Consider the following 23,542-nt stretch of genomic DNA (forward strand, 5'->3'; position numbering starts at 1 on the left):
GTTGCGGCTCGATCGTCCCGGCCCCGGGGGGCTTACGCGGTCTTGAACGGGTTCAGGCGGTCAGGCGTCGAGCACCCAGGTGTCCTTCGTGCCTCCGCCCTGGCTCGAATTCACCACGAGGGATCCTTCCTTGAGGGCGACGCGCGTCAGACCGCCCGGCACGATACGAATCTCGTCCGCCCCGCATAGCACGAAGGGCCGCAGGTCGACGTGGCGCGGGGCGATGCCGGAGGCGACGAAGGTCGGGCAGGTGGAGAGCGAAAGGGTCGGCTGGGCGATGAACCCGTCCGGCGCGTGGCGCAGCTTCTTCGCGAAGTCGTCGATCTCGCGCTTGCTCGCATGGGGGCCGACGAGCATCCCGTAGCCGCCCGAGCCGTTCACTTCCTTCACCACTAACTCGGACAGGTTGTCCATCACGTAGGAGAAGGCCTCCTTCTCGCGACAGCGATAGGTCGGCACATTGTGCAGGATCGGCTCCTCCCCCGTGAAGAACTTCACGATCTCCGGCATGTAGCTGTAGACCGCCTTGTCGTCCGAAATGCCGGTGCCGACCGCGTTGGCGAGCGTCACCGAGCCCCGCTCGTAGGCGTTCATGATGCCCGGCACGCCGAGCACCGAATCCGGTCGGAAGACCAGCGGGTCGAGGAAGTCGTCGTCGAGGCGACGGTAGATCACGTCCACCTTCCGCGGCCCCTCGGTGGTGCGCATGTAGACCACGTCGTCCTTGGTGAAGAGGTCGGACGCCTCCACCAGTTCGACGCCGAGTTTGTCGGCCAGGAACGAGTGCTCGTAGAAAGCCGAATTGAAACGGCCGGGGGTGAGCAGCACGACGGTCGGGTCGCGGGTGGCCGAGGTCGGGGCGAGGCTGCGCAACGTCGCGAGGAGGGCGTCGGGATAGTTCTCGACCGGGGCGACGCGATGCTTCGAGAACAGGTCCGGAAAGAGCCGGAGCATCACTTCGCGGTTTTCCAGCATGTACGACACGCCGGAGGGGATGCGGGCATTGTCCTCGAGAACGAAGAAGTCCTTCTCGCCGGTGCGGACGATGTCGATGCCGGCGACATGAACGTAGAGATCGTGCGGCACCCGGAAGTTGCGCATCTCCATCCGGTAATGGGCGTTCCGGTAGACGAGGTCGGCGGGAATGATGCCGGCCTTGATGCATTCCTGCGCGCCGTAGACGTCCTTCAGGAACATGTTCAGCGCCGTGACGCGCTGTTTCAGCCCCCGTTCCAGGAAATCCCATTCCGGCCGGGTGATGACCCGGGGAATGATGTCGAAGGGGATCAGGCGTTCGGTCGACTCGGTGTCGCCGTAGACGGCGAAGGTGATGCCGATGCGCCGGAACAGCAATTCGGCCTGGGAGCGGCGGGTGTTGAAATGGTCGGCGGGCGTCGAGTCGAGCCAGGCCTTCAACCGACCATAGGCCTCGCGGAGGGTGCTCGGATCGGCGGGGCCGCCCAGGCCGGTCATTTCGTCGAAGGCTGCGGCAGCCATGCTGTGCTCTCTCCCAAGCGCTCAAGCTCAAGAGGCAAGAGGCGCGCCATGGCCGTTAGCGTAGCGGTCCCGAGCCGGCTTACCAGGGGACACCAGTTCTAGATGAGCTTGAGCCCTTTCAGGCTCGCATGACCGTTACGGGCCATGATGATGTGATCGTGCACCACGATGTTCAGCGGCGCCAGGACTGAAACGATCTCGCGGGTCATGCTGACATCCGCTGCCGAGGGTTTGGGATCACCCGACGGGTGGTTGTGCGCGAGGATGATCGCCGTCGCCGAGAGTTCGAGCGCCCGCCGCGCGACCTCGCGGGGATAGACGGGGGTGTGGTCCACCGTGCCCCGCCCCTGAACCTCGTCGGCGATCAGATGGTTGCGCTTGTCGAGGAAGAGGATGCGGAATTCCTCGCGTGGGGCGAACGCCATGGTCGCCCGCAGGTATTCGGAGAGGGCGCTCCACGAGGTGAGCACGTCGCGCTCGCGGATCGCGCCCCGGGCGAGGCGGCGGCCGGCGGCCTCCACGAGCTTCAGATCGGCGACGACGCCCGGCCCGATCCCCCCGACTTCGAGGAGCCGGGCCCGCTCGGCGCCCAGCACCTCCGCGAGGCTGCCGAAGCGACGGATCAGCGCCTTGGCGAGCGGCTTCACGTCTCGGCGGGGAATCGCCCGGAACAGCAGCAATTCGAGGAGTTCGTAATCGGGGAGGGCGTCGCCCCCGGCCTCCGCGAACTTGTCGCGCAGGCGATCCCGATGGCCGAGATAGTGGGGCTCCTCCGCAGGGGGAGCCGGCGGCGGCGCGGACTCCACGCCCGTCCTCAGGCCGCCGGGTTGACCGGCTGGTGGAGGCCCTTGGGTGAGACCGTGAAGATCTCGACGCCCGTGTCTGTCACGGCGACCGTGTGCTCGAACTGCGCCGAGAGGGAGCGATCGCGGGTCACGGCGGTCCAGCCGTCGCCCAGCACCTTCACCGCCGGGCGGCCGAGATTGATCATCGGCTCGATGGTGAAGAACTGGCCGGGCTTCAGCGGCACGTCGTAGCTCGCCTCGACGTAGTGCAGGATGGTCGGCGCATCGTGGTAGCTGCGCCCGAGGCCGTGGCCGCAGAAGTCGCGCACCACCGAGCAGCGCTCGGACTCGGCGAAGCTTTGGATCGCCCGGCCGATGTCGTTGGTGGAGCCGCCGGGCTTCACCGCCGCGATGCCGCGCATCAGCGCCTCGTAGGTGATCTCGCACAGGCGCTGCGCCTTGCGCGGCACCTCCCCGACGAAGGCCATGCGGCTCGAATCGCCGTGCCACCCGTCGAGGATGAGGCAGATGTCGAGATTGATGATGTCGCCCTCGCGCAACGGCTTGTCGTTGGGGATGCCGTGGCAGACGACGTGGTTGATCGAGGTGCAGATCGACTTCGGATAGCCGCGATAGAACAGCGAGGCCGGATAGGCCTTGTTGTCCATGGCGAATTCGAAGGCGAGCTTGTCGAGGGCGTCGGTCGTAACGCCGGGCTGGGTTGCCTCCATCAGAAGGTCGAGGGCCTGGGCGGTGAGGTGCCCCGCCCGGCGCATTCCCGCGAAATCCTCCGGGCCGTGGATCGGCGGCTCCGGCGCCCGGCGCGCCTGGGCGCTCGCCTGTTCCTGCATCATGATCAGCGGTTTCTGGTAGGATCGTCTTACTGGCGTCGGTGTCTATGTACGGTGCGCCAGCCGGCAGGCCAAGCGCCCCGCGCGACGGGCGATGCGCAAACGGCATGTCCTGTCCGCGAGGCTCGCGTGCCGCCTCCCTTGCGCGGGCGGGGGCCGGGGCGGCATAAGCGCAGGCGGACATGCCCCACGGGCGGGGCAGGCGAGGGCCGGATGGCAGGCAAGTCGGTACCGCATTTCCACAACGAACCCGGCGTCCCGGCCATTTCGGTCGGCGCGAAGGAGTTCATGTGCATCGGCGCGCTGCCGCCGTTCGACCACCCGCACGTGTTCCTCGACATGGGCGCGGACAACGAGATCATCTGCCAGTATTGCTCGACGCTCTACCGCTACCAGCCGTCGCTGGGTGCCGGCGCGGCCGACCCGGCCGAGTGCGTCTGGCACGACGATTCGGCGGCGGCGGCGGCCTGAAAGGGCGCCCGAGAGCGGTGTCGCCCGAACCGACCTCTCCCGCCACCCAACTCGACATCGGGATCGTCGGCGCCGGCATCGGCGGCCTGACGGCGGCGCTCGCCCTGTCGGATGCGGGCCACGCGGTCACGCTGATCGAGCGGCGCACCGGTTTCAGCGAAGTCGGGGCGGGTATCCAGATTTCCCCCAATGCCAGCCGGGTGCTGGCCGGGCTCGGCCTGTCCGCCGCCCTGCGCCGGGCGGCGAGCGAGCCGCCGGGGGTCGAGGTGCGCGCCCTTGAAAGCGGCCGCCGGATCGGCGGCGTCGCCCTCGGCGCGGGCGCACGGGAGAGCTTCGGCGCGCCCTATTACGTGATCCACCGCGCCGACCTGCAGACCCTGCTGCTCGACGCGGTGCGGGCGCGGCCCCGCATCCGCCTGTTGATGGGCCGCTCGGCCGCGCAGGCGCGGGAGGGGTCTGAGCGGGTCCAACTCACCGTTGAGACCGGCACGGGCACGCAGGACTTGGACTTCGATCTCTTGATCGGGGCGGACGGGCTGCGTTCTGTCCTGCGCCAGCATTTCGACGATGCGCCCCTGCGGCCGGGCCGGGCGGCGGCATGGCGGGCCCTGATCCCGCGCGAGGCGGTGCCGGACTCCCTCCAGGGGGAGGCGACGGGCCTGTGGCTCGGGCGCGGCCGACACGTGGTGCACTACCCGGTGAGGAGCGGGAGCCTGCTCAACGTCGTGGCCATCGTTCCCGAGGCGGTGGGCGAGAAGGGCTGGGGACGGCTCGGCGAGCCGGCCGTGCTGCGCTCTCATTTCCGCCGCTGCGCCGAGCCCCTGCGGGAGGTGCTGGCCCTGCCCGATTCGTGGCTTGTCTGGTCCCTTGCCGACCGCCCGGCGCCCCGCCCCTTGGCGCGGGGGCGGATCGCCTTGCTCGGCGATGCGGGGCATCCGGTCCTGCCCTATCTCGCGCAGGGTGCGGCGCTGGCCATCGAGGACGCCGCCGTGCTGACGCGCTGCCTCGCGGAAGCGTCCGCCGTCCCGGCGGCCCTCGCCGCCTATGCTCAGGCTCGCGAGGCCCGCGTGCGGCAGGTGCAGCGGGCGGCCCGCGCCAACGGGCGCACCTACCATGCCGGCGGCGTGGTCGGCCTCGTCCGCGATGCCGTGATGCGGCGTCTTGGGCCAACAGGCATGCGCGACCGTTACGCCTGGGTCTATGGATGGACGCCCCCGGCTTGATCCCGGCGAGCGCGGCGGCTACCGCTGCGCTGCGAGCGGACGTGGCGGAACCGGTAGACGCACGAGACTTAAAATCTTGCGGCCGAAAGGCCGTGCGGGTTCGAGTCCCGCCGTCCGCACCACATCACCGGCATCGTCGTCACCGCCCCGTCCTCACGCCGCGCGAACCGTCGCCACGAAGCGGGTCATCTCGGCCTGAAGGCGCTCGGAATGGCGGGAGAGTTCGGACGCCGCGTCGAGCACTTGGCTCGCCGCCGCGCCGGTCTCCTCGGCCGCGCCCGCGACATCGGCGATGGTGTTCGTGACCTCGCCCGTGCCCGTGGCCGCCTGGGCGACATTGCGGACGATCTCCTGCGTCGCCGCACCCTGCTCCTCCACCGCCGCCGCGATGGCCGTCGCCACGCCGCTGATCTCACGGATGCGTCCGCCGATCGAATCGATGGCACGCACCGCTTGGCCGGTCGAGGCCTGGATCCGGGCGATCTGGGTCGCGATGTCCTCGGTCGCCCGCGCCGTCTGGCCCGCCAGCTCCTTCACCTCGGAGGCCACCACCGCGAAGCCCCGCCCCGCCTCTCCGGCGCGGGCCGCCTCGATGGTCGCGTTCAGGGCAAGCAAGTTGGTCTGCCCGGCGATGTGGGCGATCATCGTCACCACGTCGCCGATCCGCGCGACGGCCTCGTTCAGTTCCTGCACGGAGGACGCGGTCTCGCCGGCCTCGTCCACGGCCCGGCGTGCCAGATCGGCCGAACCCGCGACCTGCCGGCCGATCTCCTGCACCGACGAACCCAGTTCCTCGGCCGAGGCCGCCACCGTGGTGACGTTCACCGCCGCCTCCTCGGCCGCGACGGCGACCGTGGTGGATTGCGCGGCGGTGCGGGAGGCCGTGCCGGACATCGCCTGAGCCGTCGCCTGCAACTGCGTCGCCGAGGACGAGACCAGGGTGGCGATCCCGCCGATGGCGGCCTCGAACCCGTCGGCCATCTGGCGCATGGCGGTCTGGCGCTGCTCCTCGGCCGAAAGGCGGGCGACGCGGGTCTCCTCCTCAAGCTGCCGCTCGCGGATGAGGTTGTCGCGGAACACCTGCACGGTCGCGGCCATGGCGCCGATCTCGTCCCGGCGGCCCGCGCCGGGGATGGCGACAGTGGTGTCGCCCCCCGCCAGCTTCTCCATCGCGCCGGTCATGCGCTGGATCGGCCGCGAGATGCGCAGGAAGCTGAACAGGGCCGCCAGCAGCGACAGCACCACCACGAGGCCGGCGGCGAGGCCCGCCGTGCGGATCGCCGATTCGGCATCCGCGATGGTCCCGCTCACCGCGACCTCGGCGGCCTGCTTGTTGACCGCGACGTTCTTCTTCAGCGTGTCGGACGCGTTGGTCGCCAGTTGCAGCAGGTCGGGCCCGAGCAGGATCGCCAGGGCTTCGCTCCGATGGCCCGCAGCCAGGGTGTCGATCACCGTCGCCTGCTGCGTGAGATACGTGGCCCAGAGGGTCGAGAACCGCTCGTAGAGGGCACGCTCCTCGGCGGTCTTGTCCATGGCTTCGTAATCGTGCCGCAGCGTATCGATGGTCTTGCCGACGCCGTCGACCGATTTCCGGTTGTCGGCAAGGTCCTCCGCCGTCTGGGACGACAGGACCAGCCGGTAGAGCTTCACCCGGTGGTCGCGGATCGCGGTGTTGATCTGGTTGACGACGTTGACTGCCGGAAGCTTCACGCGGCCGATCTCGCCGATGTTCTGCTTCATCTCGGAGAGGCTTCGGACGGCGACATAACCTTGCCCTGCTGCGACGAGAGCCGCCAAGCCGAACATGCCCCCGAGGGCCGCTTTGATCGAGACATGCATGGTGGACGGCCAGTCAAAAGAACACTGCCGTCATGCATAAAAATACACATTGAAGATTGTATAAACATCATCCAATCGCTGCCTAGATTCACGGCAGCGATATCTTTCCGCACCCCGCAGCGATAGTTGGATCGCTGCGGGGGCGGGGGCGATCACCAGCCGCCGTAGCCGTAGGGCCGATCGCAATGGCGGCGGTGGCCGTAGCCGTAACCGGCGTAGCGGTAGCCGTCGTCGGGATCGACGTCGTAGCGGCGCACGACGCGCTCGGTGCGGTAGACCGGGACTTCGTCGACCTCGTAGGCGCGAACGCGCGGGGCCGGAGCATAACCGTAGCCGTAGGCGGGAGCGGGCCGGGCGTAGCCGTACCCGTAGGCCGGCTCGGCATGGGCTTCGGAGATGGCGGCGCCGAGAAGGGCGCCCGCCGCGAGGCCGCCGATCACGCCGGCGGCGACCGCGCCACCACCCCGCGCCTGCGCCTGCGGAGCGCCGAGGGACCCGACCATGACCAGGGTGGCGGCGGCCAGGGTAGCGAACGTCTTCATGGCCCAACCCTCTCGATGTCTTCGGCCGGCTGTTCCGGCCATGGAGAGAGAATGCCGTGCGCCGCCTGCATCGGCCCTGAAGCCATCTGGCAGCAATTGTTCAGCTTGGGGTGGCGTCAGGCCGAGGGGGATTCCACCGGCCCCGCATAGGCCCGCAGCCGCCGGGCCATGGTGATGCCGGGGATGGCCAGCGCAGCAAGGACACAGGCCGCCACGACGAGGAGCGCGGTGCCCATCACCCGGAACAGCACCACGCCGAGGATACCCCCGCCGAGGAACGCCGCCACGGTCACGAGGTGGAGGCGCAGCTTGTCCCGGTCGACGCCGGGGTGGCGTTCGAGGAGGTTGGCGAGCCCGATCCCAATATCCGTCACCATGCCGGTGACGTGGGTGGTGCGCACCCGCGCGTTGGTGATCTGCGTCACGGTGGCGTTCTGCAGGCCGAGGAGGAAGCTGAGGCCGAGCGCGAGCACCGCGCCGCGCGCGTCCTCCGGCAGGAACGGGGCCGCGCAGCCCAGCACCAGCAGCAGTGCCGCCTCACCGAGGATGCCGTAGGCGTAGACCCCCGGCAGATGCCGCGTGCGCCCGGCATCGATGAGCAGGGTCGCGGCCATCGCCCCCGCGACGAAGGCCAGCACGAGGAGCAGGCCGAACAGCGCCATCCGCACCTCGCCGAGGCCGAGATGGTCGGCGAGCGCCGAGACGTTGCCGGTCATGTTCGAGGAGAAGGTGCCGAAGGCGTAGAAGCCGGCGACGTTCAGGGCCCCCGCGATGGCGGCGAAGGTCCAGCCGAGGCGTTCGTCGATCCGGTACGTCCGGGTGGACCCTTCGTGAACAAGCATGGCGGCGGTGGTCTGGTAGGTAGCGAGAGATCGGGCGCGGCCGGATGATACCGGCCGGACGTTACCGAGCTACAGCCCCAGCGCCCCGCCATCGGAGCGCGGATCGTGCGTGGCAGCGATGCGTCCATCGCGGGAATGGCGCACCAGCATCCCGGCATGGCCGAGGGTGTCGCTGTAGGCTTGGCCGACCGGCTCGATCTCGTGGCCCATCCGCTCCAGGGCGGAAAGGCAGGCGGGATCGAAGCGATCCTCGACCTTCACGCTGAGCGACGGCGCACCCCAGGTGCGGCCGTAGAGCAGGCGTGGGGCATCGACGGCCTCCGCCACCGACATCCCGTAGTCGGCGTAGCGCGCGAAGATCTGCGCCTGGAATTGCGGCTGCCCGTCCCCGCCCATCGAGCCGTAGGCCATCACGCGGCCGTCGTCGAAGCAGGCCAACGCCGGGATCAGGGTGTGGAACGGACGCCGCCCCGGCTCCAGCGGGTTCACCGAGGCCGGATCGAGGGAGAACGACACGCCGCGATTGAGCCACGCGAGACCGGTCCGCGGCAGCACCGTGCCGGAGCCGTATTCCCAGTAGACCGACTGGATGTAGGAGACGGCGAGCCCGTCCTTGTCGATCACGCCCATCCACACCGTGTCGCCGCTATGCGAGACGACCGGGATCGAGGCGGCCCGCTTCATCTCGATTCGCGCCGCCTCGGCGGCGAGGCGCTGCGCGTCGAGGAAGGTCGCGGGATCGTGGCGCAGGCGGGAGAAGTCCGTCACCACCCGGTCGCGGATGGCGAAGGCGCGCTTCGTCGCCTCGATCATCCCGTGGTAATGCGCGGCCGTCTCCGGCTCGGCGATGGCGAGACGGTCGAACAGGCCGAGGATGATGAGCGCCGCGAGCCCCTGGGTCGGCGGCGGGAAGTTGTACAGCGTCGCGTCCCGGCGGCGCAGGGTGAGCGGCGCCCGCTCCGCCGGCCGGTAGGCCTTGAGGTCGGCGCGGGAGACCGGGGCGCCGAGCTTTTCGAGATCGACGCCGATCTCCCGGCCGATATCGCCCCGGTAGAAGTCGTCCAGCCCGGCGTGGCTCAGTTGTTCGAGCGTTCCGGCGAGCGCCGGGAGACGGCGCGTCTCGCCCGCCGGGAAGGGCTTGCCGTCCTTCAGGAAGGTCGCCGCGAAGTTCGGCGCCTCGTGCAGGGTGTCGCCCGGCTGCGGCGTGTAGCGCGCCTCGCTCGCCGACACCGGCACGCCCTCGCGAGCCTGACGGGTCGCGTCGGCCAGCAGCGTTTCGAGGGGAAGCCGTCCGCCCAGCGCTTTCGAGAGTTCGAGGGCAAGAGCCCAGCCGCCGACGGCGCCCGCCACCGTCACCATCGCCTCCGGGCCACGGGGCGGGATCGCGTCGTAGCCCTTCTCCCGGTAGCGGGCGATGGTGGCCTCGCGGCCCGCCGGGCCGCAGGCCTCGATGCCCCGCACCTTCCCGCCGCGCTCGCGCACCAGCCAGAAGCCGTCGCCGCCGAGGCCGTTCATGTGCGGGTAGACCACCGCGATGGACGCCGCCATGGCGACCATCGCCTCGATGGCGTTGCCGCCCTGCGCCAGCACGGTGAGGCCCGCCTGCGCCGCGAGGCTGTGCGGCGCGGCGACGGCGGCGGACGAGAAGATCGGTGTCTCGGGCATGGCGTGTCCGGCGGGTCTTGCTGTCGAATAGGCGAGGGCGGCGGGCAACGCAAAGCTTATACCCGGCGCGAGACCCATCGCGCCCTATGTCCGGGTCATGTTGATTTTCGAATGGACCGTCGCCGTCCTGCTCGGCGCGGTCGTCCTGACGGGGCTCGCCGCACGGCTCGGCGCCCCGTATCCGGCGTTTCTCGCCATCGGCGGCATCGGCCTCGCGTTCGTGCCCGGCGTGCCGAACCTGCGCCTCGATCCCGAACTGGCGCTCGCCTTGTTTCTCGCTCCGGTCCTGCTCGATGCCGGGTTCGATGCGTCCCTGCGGGACCTGAGGGTGAGCTGGCGACCCGTGCTCGGCCTCGCCGTGGGCGCGGTGGTGGTGACGAGCCTCGCGGTCGCGGTCGTGGCGAAGGTGATCGTGCCCGACATGCCGATTTCGGCCTGCATCGCGCTGGGCGCCATCGTCGCGCCTCCCGATGCGGTGGCGGCGATGGCGGTGCTTCGGCATGCGCCGATGCCCCACAGGCTCGCGACCATCCTCAAGGGCGAGAGTCTGCTCAACGATGCGGCATCGCTGCTGCTCTACCGTCTCGCCGTCGGTGCCGCGATGGCGGGCAGCTTCTCGATGCAGGAGGCCCTCCCGGGCTTCCTGCTCGGCGTCGCCGCGAGTTTCGTCGTCGGCCCGCTGCTCGGGATCGCTTTCGTCGCCCTGCGAAAGCGGATCAGCGATCCGCCGACAGCCATCGTGCTGCAATTCGTCGCCGCCTTCGGTCTGTGGCTCGCCGCCGAGAAGGTGGAGATGTCCGGCGTCCTCGTCGTCGTCACCTTCGCGATGACCGTGGCCAGGAAGGCGCCGGGCGTCACCGCCCCGCGGGCGCGGATCGTCTCCTACGCCGTGTGGGACACGGCGGTCTTCGTCATCAACGTGCTGGCCTTCGTCCTCATCGGCATCCAGATCGATCCGATCCTGGAGCGGCTGAACCCCACCGACCAATGGCAGGCGATCCTGTTGTCGGGCTTCGTCTTCCTGACCGTCGTCCTGGCGCGGCTCGCCTGGGTTCTCCCGACGAGTGGCCTGCGCGGCTTCGGCCTCGGCCCGCACGGGGACCGGGCCCGGCTCGGGGCCGGGGTGGCGGTGGCCTGGGCTGGGATGCGCGGGATCGTGACCGTGGCGGCGGCGCTCGCCCTGCCGCAGGACTTCCCGCACCGGGACCTCGTGGTGTTCACGGCCTTCTTCACCGTGCTCGGGACGCTGGTGCTGCAGGGCCTCACCCTGAGCCCGCTGCTCAGATTGCTGAAGCTGCCCGACGACGACCCCGTAGGGCAGGAGGTCGGGCGCGGGCGGGCTGCCGCCTACGGCGCGGCGCTCAAGAGCCTCGAAGCACGTGGGGATTGCGCCGCCACGGATTCCCTGCGCGCGGAGTTCCGCTCCGCCCTCGCCGAAGCCGAGGCCCATGAGGAAGGGCGCGCGCCCGAGAGCCTTCCCGCCGACGCCGCGCGCCTCAACGCCATCCTCGCCGCCCGCGACAAGGTGATGGAGATGCGCCGCAAGGGCGAGATCGGCGACGACGCCTACTTCCTGCTGGAAGAGGAGTTCGATTGGGCCGAACTCAGCGCGACCCCGCGCGCCGACTTGTGAGGCTCAGCCCGCCTTGCGCGCGGCGATGCGGGTCTCGATGGCATCCCACACGGTGACGGCGAGGTTCGGCCCGCCGAGGCGCTCGATGGCGCGGATGCCGGTGGGGGAAGTGACGTTGATCTCGGTGAGATGGCCGTCGATCACGTCGATGCCCACGAGGATCAGGCCGCGCCGCGCCAGCTCCGGGCCGATCGTCGCGCAGATCTCGCGCTCGCGCTCGGTCAGTTCGGAGGCCGAGGCCGCGCCGCCGCGCACCATATTCGAGCGGATGTCGCCCGCCGCCGGCACGCGGTTCACCGCGCCCATGGCGACGCCGTCCACGAGGATGATGCGTTTGTCGCCCTCGGTCACGCGGTCGAGGTAGCGCTGCGTCACCCAGGCTTCCTTGAAGGTCGTGGCGAAGAGATCGAACATCGAGCCGAAGTTCGGGTCCTTCTCCGTCACCTTGAACACCGCCGCGCCGCCATGGCCGTGCAGCGGCTTCATCGCCACCGTGCCGTGCTCCAGGCGGAACGCCTCGATGTCCGCGCGATCACGGCTGATCAGCGTCGGCGGCATCAGTTCGGGGAAATCGAGGACGAAGAGTTTTTCTGGGGCGTTACGCACCTCGGACGGGTCGTTGACGACCAGCGTCTTCGGGTGGATCCGCTCCAGCATATGAGTCGCCGTGACATAGGCCATGTCGAACGGCGGATCCTGGCGCATCAGAACCGCATCGCACTCGGCGAGGTCCATCCGCTCTGGCGGCGCGAGGGTGAAGTGATCACCCTGCACGTCCTGGACGGTCAAGGCCTCGACCCGCGCCGTCACCCGCCGGCCCTGCATCGAAAGCCGATCGGGGGTGTAGTGGAAGAGCCGGTGGCCCCGGCGCTGAGCTTCGAGCAGCAGCGCGAAGGTCGTATCGCCCGCGATCCGGATGTTCTGGATCGGGTCCATCTGGACCGCAACGGTCAGGCTCATGGTGGCTTTCCCGTGCGCGGGTGACGCGGCTGTCAGTTGTTCTGCATCGACTTGCCGCCGGTGCGGCGATCATAGTCGCCGATGGCCGCGCGGCACTTCTGAGACAGCTTGGCACGGTTGCGCTGCATGCAGCGGTCCGCGTCGGGGCTGTTCGGATCGACGCCGATGCACAGGCGGAAATAATCGTCGGCGCAGCCGAGCTGCAGGCCCTGATCTTCACGCTGCGCGAAAGCCGGAGCGGCCGAGAGCGTCAGAAACGTCAGTGCTGCGAGCGCGACGGCTCGCGGCGAACGAAGGGAATTGTCCGGAACCAGTCGCATCCAGCCTTGTCCTCAAACAACGATTGCGGGGCGGCGGACCAGCCCGCGTTGCGTCCGCATATCGGGCCAGCCGGGCGGTAGGCAAGCGCCCCGGCCACCACTTGTGTCGCACGTTGCAGAAATACGGCGGCCGGCTCCCGGCGAGAAAACGGCCCCGCCCGCATCCGGGCAGGGCCAGTTAAAGGGAGGAAACGCCCGCCATGGGCTACGGTCTTCAAGCAAGGCGCAGGCCAAGTGAATCCGGCCGCACCGCGACCCCGGCAAGCATCTGTTAACCATCCCGTGATGATCTGATCAGGCACGAGACCAGAATTCAGGCCCTTCCACCTAACGCCCCTTGCCGACGCCCATTGCCGGGCCTGGGCAAAAGCCCGGATCGCCGACAGGAGCCAGATCATGAACCGCCACCGGAAAATCGAACGCAGCGCCGTGTCCTCTCCGGCATCGGACGAGCCCGCCGGCACCGGCATCGTCATTGCCTTCCCGTCGCGGGGCACGCGGCCGACCCGCCCGGCGCCCGTCTCGGGCGAGTCGCGCGGCCAGATCCTGCTCTTCCTCGGCGTACGCTACGAGCGCCTCGCCTCCTGAGCGACCCCTCGTCCCGCCCGGGCCCCTTCCCGGTACAGTGACGCGTCCGGCGCGGCCGGCGGATGCGACCGCACGCCCGCAGCCCCGTTCAGCGCCATGCCCCAGACACTCAGCCTCCCGCATGCGGGCGCGATGCGCAGGCGCCGCGCCCTCCGCACGCTGCCCTTCGGCCTCGCCCTCGGCCTTCTGGTCTCATGCGCGCAGCAGGGGGATTTCGGGCGGCCCAAGGCCGGCGTCTGGAACAGCCTGATCGACGCCACCGGCACCGTGGCGGCGGGCGAGCGCGGCGGCCCGGCCTCGGCGTCGCCGCTCACCGACAACGAGCAGGACCTGCGCGCCCGCGCCTGGCGCTTCCTGATGCCCGCGACGACGCGGGAGGCCTTCCTCGACATCCTCGCCAACCTGACCCGCGCACGGGTGCTGCCGCCGTCCTGGCGGCCCCACGATCCATCGCGCTACCACGACGCGATCTTGGGCGAGGGACTGCGCTCCCCGGTCTCGCGCTACCGCCGCCTCACCGACGACGCCGTGGCCGATGCGCGGCTGATCCCGCCCTTCGCTGTGCTCGCGACGCGGGTGGCCGATGCCGACGCGCGGCGGCTGAAGAGCCTCCCCTTCGCCAAGACCCTCGACGATTGGGACGTGCGGCAGGCGGCCATGCGGGTGGCGGAGAACCGCTGCCTCGTGGCCTGGGTGCGGATGGAGACGGGCGAGCGCCTGGAAGCCTACCGCTACGCCTTGGAACACCTGTTCGCCGAGGCACCGGACCCCGCCGCCGCCGAATCCGAACGTGCCCTGGCGATGCTCTCCGGCCGGCGCCCCCTGCTCGATCCGGTGCTGCCGCCGGATGCGGCAATCCGCTGCGGGCTCGTTCCCGCGCCGGCCGTCGCCGTGGCGCCGCCGCTGGTCGTGAAGGACTGATACGGCGCTAGCGCTTGGCCGAATCGTCGGCGGCGGCGTCGGTGGTGCAGTTCACCGCTTGCACGGCGGCGTTGGCCGCCTCGCGCTGGCTCGGCAACCCGGCGATCACGCGCACCACGACGAAGCCGCGCCCCTCGGGGGCGACGATGCGTACATCGCGGCTCGGCTCGTTCTCGTCATCGTCGGCCAGCGCCTGATCGTATTGCGCGCGGGTGAGGATCACGAGGTCGAGGGCCCCGCGCACCGCCGCCTGATCGGTCACGGCGTAGAACGCGCCCTGCCGCCCATGGGCCGCGAGCGACAACGCTAGCGGACCCGTCCGGGCCGAGACGCGCATCGGCCCGTCCGTCAGGTCGAAGGCGCAGACGCCCACCGCCACCGCCGGGTCGGGGATCGGCAGCCACGCCTCCTGCGGCGCGGGCGTCTCGCCGGTCGAGAGGGCGTAGATCACCTGCGGATGGTCCAGGCTCTCGCTGGTGCGGGCGCGCGTCACCGCATCCGTCTCCGCGAGGCGCGGAATGGCCAGCACCGCCGCGATATGGACGATGCCCGCCAGGACGAGCCCCGCGAGGGTGGCGTAGGCGAGGCGCAGTCTCACGGCGCGCAACCCTTCCGAATGATGGAGGGCACGACGCTCCGGTCGAGGGAGCCGACGCCGGCGGCAGCCGGCGTGTCGTAGAGGCGCAGCGCCAAGCGCATCGGCCCGGTTGCGCGCGGGCTCGGGAGCCAGTTGCCGGGCTCGGCCTCCGGCGAAAGGGTGATCACGAAGCGCCCGTCCTGCCGACGCAGGATCTCGGTGGAGGTGAAACCGTCACGGATATGAGGACGATCCGGGTCGCGCACGCCGCGCCCGGCGACGGTCATCGTCCAGGCGCGGGCGGGGGGCACGACGCCGCCGATGGCGTAGGTGCAGGAGGCGTCGAGGGCGCGGCCCTCGTCGTCCTCGGCCGCCGTGAGGAGCAGGCCCTCGCCCACCGCGAGGGGGACCTCGCCCCGGCGGGCGTTCACGGCGCGGGTATAGGGATCGGCGCTGGTCGCCCCGGCGCGGGGCCACGCCGTCCAGGGGCCGATGCGGACGCCGCCGAACGGATAACCGCCCCGCGTCGCCCAATCGGCGCTAGCGAGACCGAGCACCGCCCCGAGGGCGAGGGCGTAGAGCACCAAGAGCGGCGTGCCGCTCTTGCGGACGAAGCGGGCGACGAGCCCCCCGGCCGCCCCAGCGGATGCGGGCAGGCGAGCGGCCTGACCGGACAACGCGACCTTCATGGCCTCATGCCTCACGGCAGGGCGATGCGGCCGCCCACGGCGCGGGCGCCCTCGGCGACCTCGCGGGCAGGCGCGGCGGAGGCGCGGTCATCCGAACCCGGCCGGGCATTGGCGCGGGGGCGCTCGGCGGCGCGGAACAACCCGTTCAGCCCGCCGATCACCTCGAACGAACGACGGGAGAGCTTGCCGAAGGCGCTGGCGTTCGGATCGACCGGCGCCGTCGCGCCGCCCGCCGCCGCCTGCGCGGCGGCCTTCGCGCTGTCCTTCAGGCCGGGCAGGCCCTTGATCTCGATGCCCTGGTGGGCCGGTTCCATCACGTCGTGCCACGTCTGGGCGGGCAGGGAGCCGCCGGTCAGCTTGTTGGTGGAGGTGTGGTCGTCGTTCCCGTACCAGACGGCGGCGACGTAATTGCCCGTGTAGCCCACGAACCATGCATCGCGGTAGGCGTTCGTGGTGCCCGACTTGCCGGCGACCTTGATGCCTTCGAGCTGCGCCCGCTTGCCGGTGCCTTCCTCGACCACCTTGTTGAGCATGAAGTTCATGTCGGCCACGACCTGCGGCGACAGGATCCGCTCGGGTGCCTCGTCCGCGTGGCGGTAGACGACCTCGCCGGAGGAATTGCGGATTTCGGTGGCGGCGTAGGGCTTCGCCTTGAACCCGCCGTTGGCGAACACGGCGTAGCCCGCCGCCTGATCGATCACCGTCACCTCGTCCGAGCCGATGGGCAGCGACACCGTGTCGATGAGCGGCGCGGTCACGCCCATGCTGTGGGCCATGGCGATGATCTTGGCGCGGCCCGCCTTCGCCGCCTTCGCCTCGTGGGTGATGCCGAGCGCCTTGCCGAGAGAGATCGAGATCTTGATCGGGATCGTGTTCACCGATTTCGCCACCGCGAGCCACATCGGCTGGCGGCCGGAATAGGAGCGCCCGTAATTCTGCGGGCACCAGTTGCCGATGCAGACGGGGCTATCCACCACCGTCGTGTCCGGCTTGAACTGGCCCGAGGCCAGGGCCGCCGCGTAGACGTAGGGTTTGAACGACGAGCCCGGCTGGCGCATGGCATCGGTGGCGCGGTTGAACTGGCTCTCGCCGTAATCGGCGCCGCCGACCATGGCGCGCAGAGCGCCATCGGGATCGAGGATCACCATCGCCGCCTCATCGACGTCGTAGGCGTCGCCGGACTTGCGCAGGATGTCGGCCACCACCTCGTCGGCGCGCTTCTGCACGGCGAGGTCGAGGGGAGTCTTCACCGTCAGCACCCGGTCGCGGATCTTGCCGCTGTCGGCCATGGCCTTCACCTGACCGAACGCCCAGTCGAGGTAGTAATCGGCCGTGATGTCGCGGGTGCGGGTGACGGGCGTGGCGGGGTTGCGCAGGGCCGTCTGGATCTGGCCCTCGGTGACGAAGCCAGCCTCGACCATGTTGTGCAGAACGTCGGCCGCGCGGGCGCGGGCGGCCGGCAGGTTCACGTGGGGCGCGTATTTCGTCGGCGCCTTGAACAGGCCCGCCAGCATCGCGGCCTCCGCAAGGCTGATGTCCTTGAGCGGCTTGCCGAAATAGTAATCCGCCGCCGCCACCGCGCCGAAGGTGCCGCCGCCCATGTAGGCGCGGTCGAGGTACAGCTTCAGGATCTCGTTCTTGGTGAGGTGGCTTTCCAGCCAGAAGGCCAGGAACGCCTCGTTCACCTTGCGCTCCAGGGAGCGCTCGTTCGTCAGGAACAGGTTCTTGGCAAGCTGCTGGGTTATGGACGAGCCACCCTGCGTGTTGCCGCCGCCGCGCGAGTTGGCGACCAGGGCGCGCAGCGTCCCGATCGGATCGATGCCGTAATGCTCGTAGAAGCGCCGATCCTCCGTGGAGATCAGCGCCTTGATCATGATGTCGGGAAACTGGTCGAGCGACAGCGAATCGTCGTGCTTGATGCCGCGCCGCCCGACCTCGGTGCCGTAGCGGTCGAGGAACGTGACCGCGAGGTCCTGCTGCTTCAGCCAGTTGTCGCTGGTGAGCTGGAAGGCCGGCTGCGCCAGGGCGAGCATCGCCAGGATGCCGCCCACGCCGAGCGTCAGCGCCTCGCTGGTGAGGTCGAGGCCGATCCGTTTCCACCCGCGCACGGCGAAGCGGCTCATGAAGCGCTGGAAGCGCTCGTAGACCTCGCCGGTCGAACGACCGCTGTCGTAGAGCGAGGCGTTGACCCACGCGTCGAAGGCGAGGGCCGCGCGCTCGATGCGAGTCTTGATTGCGTTCAATCTGGGCAGGCGCACGGTGTTCGGATCCGGTGTTCGGGCGCCCTCTCGGCTACCCTTTCCTTATCAGGGTTGCATCGCGGCGGCGAGGCGGCGCGATGCGCAGGTTAACGCAGGGGCCCCTCCAGGGGCCCTTTCCCCAGGGGCGGGATCATCATCGCGGTTAACGCGGCGATTGCGGCGGGCACGGGACGGCGGCTTGCCTCCGGCGGGCGCCTCAGGCAGACGGTCGGGGCCGATGTCCCGCTCCCCTTTCAAATCCGAGCCGCCTGCGGACGCGCCGTTCTGGCGCACCAAGTCCCTCGAAGAGATGTCTCCCACCGAGTGGGAGAGCCTGTGCGACGGCTGCGGCCGTTGCTGCCTCATCAAGCTCGAGGACGAGGATACTGGCGAGGTGCTGCACACCGATATCGGCTGCACGCTCCTCGACGGCTACGCCTGCCGCTGCCGGGATTATCCCCGGCGCCAGAAGAAGGTGCCCGATTGCGTGCGCCTGACTCCAGAGGCGGTGCGCGCGATCCCGTGGCTGCCGCCGACCTGCGCCTACCGCTTGGTCCGCGACGGGCTGCCGCTCTATTCCTGGCACCACCTCGTCTCGGGCAGCCGCACCACGATCCACGAGGCCGGCATGTCGGTGCGCGGGCGTATCGCCGGCGCCGAGGAGGAGTTCGGCGAGGACGAGTATCCCGAGCGCATCGTGGACTGGCCGGCGCTCTCGCCCGAGGACGAGGCGTAGCGTCGCGCCCTCATGCGGGTGCTTTGGAGAGCAGCCGCCCCCCGGCCAGGGCGTTCAGCCCGATCACCCCCGCCACGACCACGGCGTGGACGAGGAGGTCGGACGCGGTGGCCTCCGCCGGGTGGAACGGCACGAGGAGCGTCGCGGCGGCTCCCGCCACGGCGAGGCCGGCGAGCGCCGCCGTCAGGTTCGGCCGCAGGGGGCAGGCCCGGCGCAGCATCGCGACGATCAGCAGCGACAGCGGCACCGAAACGCAGACGAGGAAGCTGAAGCAGCTCACCGGCTCGTGCGCCTCGCTGAGGTCGAGGGGCGGGGCGACCCACGCCCGTAGGCATCCGAGGCCGCTCGCGCCGATCCACAGGGCGGCGGCCGGCACGGGCAGCAGCGCCCAGGCCGGCGAGCGGCCCGGCACGCTGGTGGCGAAGGCGGCGTAGGCGGCGGTGATCGCAGTGAGCGCCCCGCCCGCCGCCGCGAGCCAGAGATCGGCCCGGCCGGTGCGGTGTTCGAGCCCGATCATCGCGAGTTTCGAGGCGAGCAGCGTGCCGATGACGACTGCCGCGCCGATCCACAGCGCCGCCCGCAGCGCGGGACGGGGCAGGGGCCGTACGGGTTCGAGGCGGCCAGCGAGATCCTCGACGAGCCGGTCGTGGCGCGTGTCCATCATTCGCCCCCCGGCGTGAGACTGGCCCGGAGCGCCTTCAGGGCCCGGTGCAGGTTGACCTTCAGGGCGTTCTTGCTGCGCCCGGTGAGGGCGGCGGTCTCGTCGAGGCTCAGTTCGCGCAAACCCAGATGCTCCACCGCCTGCCGCTGCCCCTCCGGCAGGGCCGCCACCGCCCGCGCCAGGGCGGCGCCGCGCTCGCGCGCTTCGATGCCCGCGCCGGGGGCGGGGAGGGGATCCACCTCCGCCTCGTAGGAGAGGGGATCGAACACCTCCTGAGGCCGGCGCGCGGCCCGGCGCAGGCGGTCGATGGCCCGGCGCTTAGTGATGGCCCGCAGCCACGGCATGAAGGGGCGGGCGGGATCGTAGCTCGCCCGCGCGGCGTGCAGGGTCATCAGCGTGTCCTGCACCACGTCGTCCACCGCGTCGCCGCGCACACCCTGCGAGCGCGCGAAGCCGGCGATGACCGGCAGACAGGCGCGGAGCAGCGCGCGGTAGGAGGCCGCATCGCCCCGCTGCGCCGCCGCCATCAGGCCCGCCAATTCGCCTTCGAGCGCCATTCCGCTTCCGGCCCGTGCCTCTCCGCGAGCGCTTTCTAGCGCAGCCGGCCGAGATGCGCGACCGACCGGGGTGAACCCGCCGGCGCCGAGGGCGAATGAGGCGGCCATACCTAACCTCCCGTTCGCGCGGCGCCGATCACGCGGCCCGCTCCGTCCTGCACGATCACGGCGGCGGCCTCGCCCGCCGGCCAGGGCAAGGTCCATTCCCGTGCGGCGCCGGTCCAGCGGCCGATCTCGGCGACGGAGCGGACCACGTTCGCCTGCTTGATGGTGCGCCCGGCATTCTCGCCACGGGCGACGGATGTCACGTGGCTCGGATCGAACCCGACGAGGGTGACGGTGCCGGAGCCCGTCCCGGCGCCGAGGCGCACCCGGAGGCCGCCCTCGCGCGCGAGGGTCACCGGCACGGCCTCGCCGCCCCCCGCCTTCGCCGCCGCGATGGCCGCGCGGACGGCGGCCTCCTGCGAGCCGACGAGGCCCGTCTGCCCGTCGATCACGGCCTGGGGGGTGTAGACCTGCCCGTCGAGCCGCTTCGCGTAGGCGTTCTGCCGCTCGGTGGCGGCGGGGAGGGAGTAGGTGTCCCGCCAGTCGAGATGGTTCCAGTAGGTCACGTGATAGGCGAGGGGCAGGACGTCGCCGCCCTCGCGGGCCAGGGCGCCGATCAGCGCCTCGGCGGGCGGGCAGGACGAGCAGCTCTGCGACGTGAACAGCTCCACCACCACCGGACGGGCGGTGGCGGGCGCGAGGCCGGCGAGCAGCGCGAAAGCGGCGGCCGGGAGGAGGCGAAGGGAAGGCTTCTGTCTCATGGAAGGCTCCGGCGGGACAGACCTGCCCCACGCATATCCATTCGCCGCCCTTCCTGCTGCGGTTACGATCGATCCGCATATTTTAGGGAACGGATTGCGGGCGCTGCAATCAGAAGCTTTCTTTCGAAAAATATTCGCGTTTATTTGCGGCTGCGATCGTGTCGATTAGCTCTTTTGAAATAGCGAACCCGCACTCCCCAGGTGATCGTGCAAAGATAATCCGCTACAGCGCCGCAGCGTTGCTTCTCGGATCGGATCGCGAGCGATGGACGGGGTTCGTATCGGCTGCCTCGATGTCATCATGCCGGCATACAATGCGGCGGACACGATTGCGGAAAGCGTGCGCAGCGCCCTCGCCTTCCCCCTCTGCCGCCGCGTCTTCGTGGTTGATGACGCCTCGCGTGATGACACAGCCGCCATCGTCGAAGCCCTGGCGGTGCAGGCGGCGGATCGCGTGGTCCTCACCCGGCTGACGCGGAATGGCGGTCCGGCCTATGCCCGAAACATCGGCCTCGCGCTGGCCGAGACGGGTCTCGTCGCCTTTCTCGACGCCGACGATCTGTACGAAGAGCGGGCGCTCGACGTCGCTGTGGCCGCCCTCCACGGCATGCCGGATCTCGCTCTCCTTCGCTTGGCACTGAGTCCGCTCGGCCTCGACCCGGCTTATCGGGACCATCCGCTCTTCCCGGAAGCCTGGGCACGGGTGACGTTCAGCACGCCCAGCAACGTCGTGGCCCGCCGCCGCTCGATCGTGGATGCAGGAGGCTTCCCGGAGAACGACTTGTTCCGGCGTCAAGGGGGCGAGGATGTCGCGCTGTTCAAGGCGATCACCCGCACCTGCCGCACGGGCACGCTGTTCACGCAGCCGGGGGTCCTCTACCGCATCCGTCCGGATTGCGCGGCCCTACGCTTGTTGCGCGCTTACCTCGAACCAAAGCCGTCGCCGGAGATCGAAGCCGATCTCCCGAGGGCGGAAGCAATCACGGAGCGCATCATGCAGCGCCTTCAGATCCTGAGCCCCCTCGCGGTCCAGGAACCCGCCGTCGTCGAAGTGCTGATCACGTGGTCTCAAGCCGGCGCTGACTAATTCGGCCACACCTCGAAACGACTCACCTCGCCGAGCAGATCGACAAAACGCCTCGCCCCATGGTCGAGCAGGCGCTCCCCCGCCTCCGCGCTGCCGAGCCGGGCATCGCCGATGGCGCCGGCCGGGTTGAGGTTGCCGGCCTTCCAGGCGAGCGCCGCCGGGCGGCCGGTGCGCAGCACGGTGTGGGTGCGGGCGATCTCGGCTCCGCGCGACGGGAAGTCGGCAATCCTGTCCCGGCGCACGAGATCGGGGCGCAGCGCCAGCATCAACGCCGTCTCGATCCCGCCCGCATGGATGCCGTGGGTGATCTCGTCGGCCGGGAACAGCCCGTCCGGGTAGCCGAGCCGGCTCCACGAGGTCGTGACCGCGACCATGCCGAGCCGGTTGCGCAAATCCCCGGCCACGAGGTCGATCAGGGCCGAATTACCGCCGTGACTCGTAACGATGATCAGGCGCTTGCAGCCCGCGCGGGCGATGCCGGTGCCGATCTCGGTCCAGGCGGCGAGCGCCGTCGTGGTGGTGAGGGTGAGCGTGCCGGGGAAGTCGTCGTGCTCGTCCGACTTGCCGATGGTCTGGATCGGCAGGATCAGCGTCTCGACGTCGTGGGGCGTCAGCGCGACGACCCGGTCGAGATAACCCCGCGCGATGTCGGTATCGGTCGAGAGCGGCAGGTGCGGCCCGTGCTGCTCGGTGGCGGCCACGGGCAGGACAGCGACCGTCCGCGCCATGTCGCAGGCGGCGAATTCCTCGGTCGTCAGGTCGGACCAGTAACGCGCCGCCATTCCCTCACACCGTCCGAACCCGGCCCGGTGACGGTGTAACCGTCTCCCGGCGCCGGAGTCGACCGTCAGGCGAAGAGGGCGTCGATGTCGTCCTGGCTAGTGGCGATCTCCTCCGCCTGCGGCCCGTTGAGCATCAGCTCGGCGGCCCGCTCGCGACGGGCGCGCTCGGCCGGGTCGGAGATGGCGGCATCCCGCGCCCGGACGGCGCCGATGAAGCGGTCGAGCCGCTGCTCGAAGCTCTGCAGGGCGCTCACCACCTTGGAGATGCGCTGGCCGGTGATGTCCTGAAAGGCACAGGCCTCGAAGATCGTCCCGACATGCTCCTCGAGGTCGGGGCGCGACGCAGGACCGTCCGGCAGGTTCAGGATCGACTCGGCGGCGGCCATGATCCGGTTGGTGGCGCCCGCCGTGGCGGCGAGGACGCTGCCCAGCTCCTCATGCGCCATGGGGATCCGGTCGCGGGTCATCTCATTGGCACGCAGGGCCGCGATCTCCTCGCGCATATGCGTGATGTATTCGGCGATCTGGATCAGTTCGGAGACCACGGCGGTCGATTCGAACTCTCGGATATCGGCGGATTGTCTCCGCAGCGCGTCAGACATCTGATCTACCTCGAGTGCCGGACCACCTTCTGTGACCCGCCCGTCCCCCCCGCAGTCTTGCCGGGGGCACGCGGCGGATCCGCCGTCGCACCCCGGCGGGGCCGTCAGCTGCCGCAGACGGCTTCGATCTTCGACTTCAGCGTGGCCGCGTTGAACGGCTTCACGATGTAGTTGTTCACGCCCGCCTTCTTGGCGGCGATGACGTTCTCGGTCTTCGACTCGGCGGTGACCATGATGAACGGCGTCGTGCGCAGCGCCTCGTCGGCGCGGACATGGCGCAGGAGCTCGTAGCCGGTCATCGGCTCCATGTTCCAGTCCGAGATGACGAGACCGTACTTACGGCCTTTCATCCGGGCGAGGGCGGCCGTCCCGTCGGAGGCGTCGTCCACCTCTTCGAAGCCGAGCTGCTTCAGCAGGTTGCGGATAATGCGGACCATCGTCTGATAATCATCGACGACGAGGATCGGCATGCTCAGGTCGAGAGCCATGAACCAAATGCTCCGAAGTCACCCGGGAGATTGAAATCCCGGATCGTTGGATTGTCGTGTCCGCCGGAAGGACCGTGCGGAACCTGTTGTGACCCTAGCGCCGACCGCGTTGCAAAGGCGTTAAAGCGGTCGAAGAGAGCTCGCTTGACCGGCTCGGCCCGTTTCGGCAGGGTCCGGCCG

25 protein-coding genes and 1 tRNA gene are annotated in these 23,542 nt (G+C 70.0%); 8 read left to right on the top strand and 18 right to left on the bottom strand.

The genetic code is table 11. From position 1 onward, the window contains the following. Positions 1–60: 60 nt before the first annotated feature. From AAHF99_RS13450 to map, 3 genes are all read right to left on the bottom strand, one after another. The gene (locus tag AAHF99_RS13450; RefSeq protein WP_342164864.1) at positions 61–1,497 is read right to left on the bottom strand and encodes a circularly permuted type 2 ATP-grasp protein; all 1,437 of its coding nucleotides are present in this window, start codon (positions 1,495–1,497) and stop codon (positions 61–63) included. Positions 1,498–1,595: 98 nt separating this feature from the next. Then, the gene (gene radC / locus AAHF99_RS13455; RefSeq protein WP_342164865.1) at positions 1,596–2,303 is read right to left on the bottom strand and encodes a RadC family protein; all 708 of its coding nucleotides are present in this window, start codon (positions 2,301–2,303) and stop codon (positions 1,596–1,598) included. Positions 2,304–2,311: 8 nt separating this feature from the next. Next, positions 2,312–3,136, bottom strand: a complete 825-nt coding sequence (gene map, locus AAHF99_RS13460; protein WP_342164866.1) for a type I methionyl aminopeptidase — start codon at positions 3,134–3,136, stop codon at positions 2,312–2,314. A gap of 210 nt (positions 3,137–3,346) precedes the next feature. Between map and AAHF99_RS13465 the strand changes: the two genes are divergently transcribed. From AAHF99_RS13465 to AAHF99_RS13475, 3 genes are all read left to right on the top strand, one after another. Beyond that, positions 3,347–3,604: a zinc-finger domain-containing protein gene (locus AAHF99_RS13465; protein WP_342164868.1), complete on the top strand. Its 258-nt coding sequence runs from the start codon at positions 3,347–3,349 to the stop codon at positions 3,602–3,604. Between the two features lie 17 nt (positions 3,605–3,621). After that, positions 3,622–4,827 carry an FAD-dependent monooxygenase gene (locus AAHF99_RS13470; protein ID WP_342164869.1) on the top strand — a complete coding sequence of 402 codons (1,206 nt, stop codon included), beginning with the start codon at positions 3,622–3,624 and terminating at the stop codon, positions 4,825–4,827. Between the two features lie 35 nt (positions 4,828–4,862). Then, positions 4,863–4,949 (top strand) — tRNA-Leu (locus AAHF99_RS13475). A gap of 31 nt (positions 4,950–4,980) precedes the next feature. Here AAHF99_RS13475 and AAHF99_RS13480 read toward each other — a convergent pair. From AAHF99_RS13480 to AAHF99_RS13495, 4 genes are all read right to left on the bottom strand, one after another. Further along, positions 4,981–6,666 (bottom strand): methyl-accepting chemotaxis protein, encoded by a 1,686-nt coding sequence (locus AAHF99_RS13480; protein ID WP_342164871.1) that lies wholly within the window; start codon positions 6,664–6,666, stop codon positions 4,981–4,983. Between the two features lie 152 nt (positions 6,667–6,818). Next, positions 6,819–7,208: a hypothetical protein gene (locus AAHF99_RS13485; protein ID WP_342164872.1), complete on the bottom strand. Its 390-nt coding sequence runs from the start codon at positions 7,206–7,208 to the stop codon at positions 6,819–6,821. Positions 7,209–7,324: 116 nt separating this feature from the next. After that, a complete protein-coding gene (locus AAHF99_RS13490) occupies positions 7,325–8,050 on the bottom strand; it encodes a YoaK family protein (RefSeq protein ID WP_342164873.1) in 726 nt (241 codons plus the stop codon). Positions 8,051–8,119: 69 nt separating this feature from the next. Further along, entirely contained in the window at positions 8,120–9,715 is a 1,596-nt protein-coding gene (locus AAHF99_RS13495; RefSeq protein ID WP_342164874.1) for a gamma-glutamyltransferase family protein, read from the bottom strand. A 97-nt stretch (positions 9,716–9,812) separates the two neighbouring features. Here AAHF99_RS13495 and AAHF99_RS13500 point away from each other — a divergent pair, with 97 nt between their 5' ends. Continuing rightward, positions 9,813–11,348, top strand: a complete 1,536-nt coding sequence (locus AAHF99_RS13500; RefSeq protein WP_342164875.1) for a cation:proton antiporter — start codon at positions 9,813–9,815, stop codon at positions 11,346–11,348. A 3-nt stretch (positions 11,349–11,351) separates the two neighbouring features. Here AAHF99_RS13500 and gshB read toward each other — a convergent pair whose 3' ends face one another. Together gshB and AAHF99_RS13510 are read right to left on the bottom strand one after the other, a co-directional pair. Then, entirely contained in the window at positions 11,352–12,308 is a 957-nt protein-coding gene (gene gshB, locus AAHF99_RS13505) for a glutathione synthase (protein WP_342164876.1), read from the bottom strand. A 32-nt stretch (positions 12,309–12,340) separates the two neighbouring features. Further along, positions 12,341–12,628, bottom strand: coding sequence for a hypothetical protein (locus AAHF99_RS13510; RefSeq protein ID WP_243954052.1), 288 nt, complete (start codon positions 12,626–12,628; stop codon positions 12,341–12,343). Between the two features lie 396 nt (positions 12,629–13,024). On the opposite strand from AAHF99_RS13510, the gene AAHF99_RS13515 reads away from it, so the two are divergent. Both AAHF99_RS13515 and AAHF99_RS13520 read left to right on the top strand, forming a co-directional pair. After that, on the top strand, positions 13,025–13,216 hold the full coding sequence (locus AAHF99_RS13515; protein WP_342164878.1) for a hypothetical protein: 192 nt from the start codon (positions 13,025–13,027) through the stop codon (positions 13,214–13,216). Between the two features lie 132 nt (positions 13,217–13,348). Further along, positions 13,349–14,137, top strand: a complete 789-nt coding sequence (locus tag AAHF99_RS13520; protein ID WP_342165011.1) for a hypothetical protein — start codon at positions 13,349–13,351, stop codon at positions 14,135–14,137. Positions 14,138–14,144: 7 nt separating this feature from the next. Here the strand turns inward: AAHF99_RS13520 and AAHF99_RS13525 are convergent, their stop codons facing one another. From AAHF99_RS13525 to AAHF99_RS13535, 3 genes are read right to left on the bottom strand one after another with little or no spacing between them, the layout of a single operon-like run. Next, positions 14,145–14,744 (bottom strand): DUF1254 domain-containing protein, encoded by a 600-nt coding sequence (locus AAHF99_RS13525; RefSeq protein WP_342164880.1) that lies wholly within the window; start codon positions 14,742–14,744, stop codon positions 14,145–14,147. Next, positions 14,732–15,403, bottom strand: coding sequence for a DUF1214 domain-containing protein (locus AAHF99_RS13530; RefSeq protein WP_342164882.1), 672 nt, complete (start codon positions 15,401–15,403; stop codon positions 14,732–14,734). Before AAHF99_RS13530 ends, AAHF99_RS13525 begins: the two co-directional genes overlap by 13 nt. Positions 15,404–15,414: 11 nt before the next feature. Then, a complete protein-coding gene (locus tag AAHF99_RS13535) occupies positions 15,415–17,661 on the bottom strand; it encodes a transglycosylase domain-containing protein (RefSeq protein WP_342164883.1) in 2,247 nt (748 codons plus the stop codon). Positions 17,662–17,881: 220 nt separating this feature from the next. Here AAHF99_RS13535 and AAHF99_RS13540 point away from each other — a divergent pair, with 220 nt between their 5' ends. Further along, positions 17,882–18,379 carry a YcgN family cysteine cluster protein gene (locus AAHF99_RS13540; protein WP_342164885.1) on the top strand — a complete coding sequence of 166 codons (498 nt, stop codon included), beginning with the start codon at positions 17,882–17,884 and terminating at the stop codon, positions 18,377–18,379. Between the two features lie 10 nt (positions 18,380–18,389). On the opposite strand, the gene AAHF99_RS13545 is transcribed toward AAHF99_RS13540, so the two are convergent. From AAHF99_RS13545 to AAHF99_RS13555, 3 genes are all read right to left on the bottom strand, one after another. Then, complete coding sequence (locus AAHF99_RS13545; protein ID WP_342164886.1) at positions 18,390–19,043, bottom strand: NrsF family protein; 654 nt, start codon at positions 19,041–19,043, stop codon at positions 18,390–18,392. Further along, positions 19,040–19,597, bottom strand: a complete 558-nt coding sequence (locus AAHF99_RS13550) for an RNA polymerase sigma factor (protein WP_342164887.1) — start codon at positions 19,595–19,597, stop codon at positions 19,040–19,042. The genes AAHF99_RS13545 and AAHF99_RS13550 overlap by 4 nt, the downstream gene beginning before the upstream one ends. Before the next feature lie 110 nt (positions 19,598–19,707). Then, positions 19,708–20,403: a DUF1223 domain-containing protein gene (locus tag AAHF99_RS13555; RefSeq protein ID WP_342164889.1), complete on the bottom strand. Its 696-nt coding sequence runs from the start codon at positions 20,401–20,403 to the stop codon at positions 19,708–19,710. A 265-nt stretch (positions 20,404–20,668) separates the two neighbouring features. Between AAHF99_RS13555 and AAHF99_RS13560 the strand changes: the two genes are divergently transcribed. Continuing rightward, positions 20,669–21,490: a glycosyltransferase family 2 protein gene (locus tag AAHF99_RS13560; protein WP_342164891.1), complete on the top strand. Its 822-nt coding sequence runs from the start codon at positions 20,669–20,671 to the stop codon at positions 21,488–21,490. Here AAHF99_RS13560 and AAHF99_RS13565 read toward each other — a convergent pair. The 3 genes from AAHF99_RS13565 to AAHF99_RS13575 form a co-directional block, all read right to left on the bottom strand. Further along, positions 21,487–22,272, bottom strand: coding sequence for a creatininase family protein (locus AAHF99_RS13565; protein ID WP_342164892.1), 786 nt, complete (start codon positions 22,270–22,272; stop codon positions 21,487–21,489). The genes AAHF99_RS13560 and AAHF99_RS13565 overlap by 4 nt on opposite strands. 65 nt (positions 22,273–22,337) lie before the next feature. Continuing rightward, positions 22,338–22,874, bottom strand: a complete 537-nt coding sequence (locus AAHF99_RS13570) for a protein phosphatase CheZ (protein ID WP_342164893.1) — start codon at positions 22,872–22,874, stop codon at positions 22,338–22,340. A gap of 104 nt (positions 22,875–22,978) precedes the next feature. Beyond that, a complete protein-coding gene (locus AAHF99_RS13575; protein WP_243954062.1) occupies positions 22,979–23,362 on the bottom strand; it encodes a response regulator in 384 nt (127 codons plus the stop codon). Between the last annotated feature and the right edge of the window lie 180 nt (positions 23,363–23,542).

This window comes from Methylobacterium litchii (assembly GCF_038442315.1).
GTDB classification, from domain to species: domain Bacteria; phylum Pseudomonadota; class Alphaproteobacteria; order Rhizobiales; family Beijerinckiaceae; genus Methylobacterium; species Methylobacterium litchii.

Bases quoted from the DNA above. Each gene is read 5' to 3' on its own strand.
- AAHF99_RS13450 (WP_342164864.1), bottom strand. From the start codon at position 1,497: ATGGCTGCCGCAGCCTTCGACGAAATGACCGGCCTGGGCGGCCCCGCC.
- map (WP_342164866.1), bottom strand. From the start codon at position 3,136: ATGATGCAGGAACAGGCGAGCGCCCAGGCGCGCCGGGCGCCGGAGCCG.
- AAHF99_RS13465 (WP_342164868.1), top strand. From the start codon at position 3,347: ATGGCAGGCAAGTCGGTACCGCATTTCCACAACGAACCCGGCGTCCCG.
- AAHF99_RS13480 (WP_342164871.1), bottom strand. From the start codon at position 6,666: ATGCATGTCTCGATCAAAGCGGCCCTCGGGGGCATGTTCGGCTTGGCG.
- AAHF99_RS13485 (WP_342164872.1), bottom strand. From the start codon at position 7,208: ATGAAGACGTTCGCTACCCTGGCCGCCGCCACCCTGGTCATGGTCGGG.
- AAHF99_RS13490 (WP_342164873.1), bottom strand. From the start codon at position 8,050: ATGCTTGTTCACGAAGGGTCCACCCGGACGTACCGGATCGACGAACGC.
- AAHF99_RS13495 (WP_342164874.1), bottom strand. From the start codon at position 9,715: ATGCCCGAGACACCGATCTTCTCGTCCGCCGCCGTCGCCGCGCCGCAC.
- AAHF99_RS13500 (WP_342164875.1), top strand. From the start codon at position 9,813: ATGTTGATTTTCGAATGGACCGTCGCCGTCCTGCTCGGCGCGGTCGTC.
- gshB (WP_342164876.1), bottom strand. From the start codon at position 12,308: ATGAGCCTGACCGTTGCGGTCCAGATGGACCCGATCCAGAACATCCGG.
- AAHF99_RS13510 (WP_243954052.1), bottom strand. From the start codon at position 12,628: ATGCGACTGGTTCCGGACAATTCCCTTCGTTCGCCGCGAGCCGTCGCG.
- AAHF99_RS13515 (WP_342164878.1), top strand. From the start codon at position 13,025: ATGAACCGCCACCGGAAAATCGAACGCAGCGCCGTGTCCTCTCCGGCA.
- AAHF99_RS13520 (WP_342165011.1), top strand. From the start codon at position 13,349: ATGCGCAGGCGCCGCGCCCTCCGCACGCTGCCCTTCGGCCTCGCCCTC.
- AAHF99_RS13530 (WP_342164882.1), bottom strand. From the start codon at position 15,403: ATGAAGGTCGCGTTGTCCGGTCAGGCCGCTCGCCTGCCCGCATCCGCT.
- AAHF99_RS13540 (WP_342164885.1), top strand. From the start codon at position 17,882: ATGTCCCGCTCCCCTTTCAAATCCGAGCCGCCTGCGGACGCGCCGTTC.
- AAHF99_RS13545 (WP_342164886.1), bottom strand. From the start codon at position 19,043: ATGATGGACACGCGCCACGACCGGCTCGTCGAGGATCTCGCTGGCCGC.
- AAHF99_RS13550 (WP_342164887.1), bottom strand. From the start codon at position 19,597: ATGGCGCTCGAAGGCGAATTGGCGGGCCTGATGGCGGCGGCGCAGCGG.
- AAHF99_RS13555 (WP_342164889.1), bottom strand. From the start codon at position 20,403: ATGAGACAGAAGCCTTCCCTTCGCCTCCTCCCGGCCGCCGCTTTCGCG.
- AAHF99_RS13560 (WP_342164891.1), top strand. From the start codon at position 20,669: ATGGACGGGGTTCGTATCGGCTGCCTCGATGTCATCATGCCGGCATAC.
- AAHF99_RS13565 (WP_342164892.1), bottom strand. From the start codon at position 22,272: ATGGCGGCGCGTTACTGGTCCGACCTGACGACCGAGGAATTCGCCGCC.
- AAHF99_RS13570 (WP_342164893.1), bottom strand. From the start codon at position 22,874: ATGTCTGACGCGCTGCGGAGACAATCCGCCGATATCCGAGAGTTCGAA.
- AAHF99_RS13575 (WP_243954062.1), bottom strand. From the start codon at position 23,362: ATGGCTCTCGACCTGAGCATGCCGATCCTCGTCGTCGATGATTATCAG.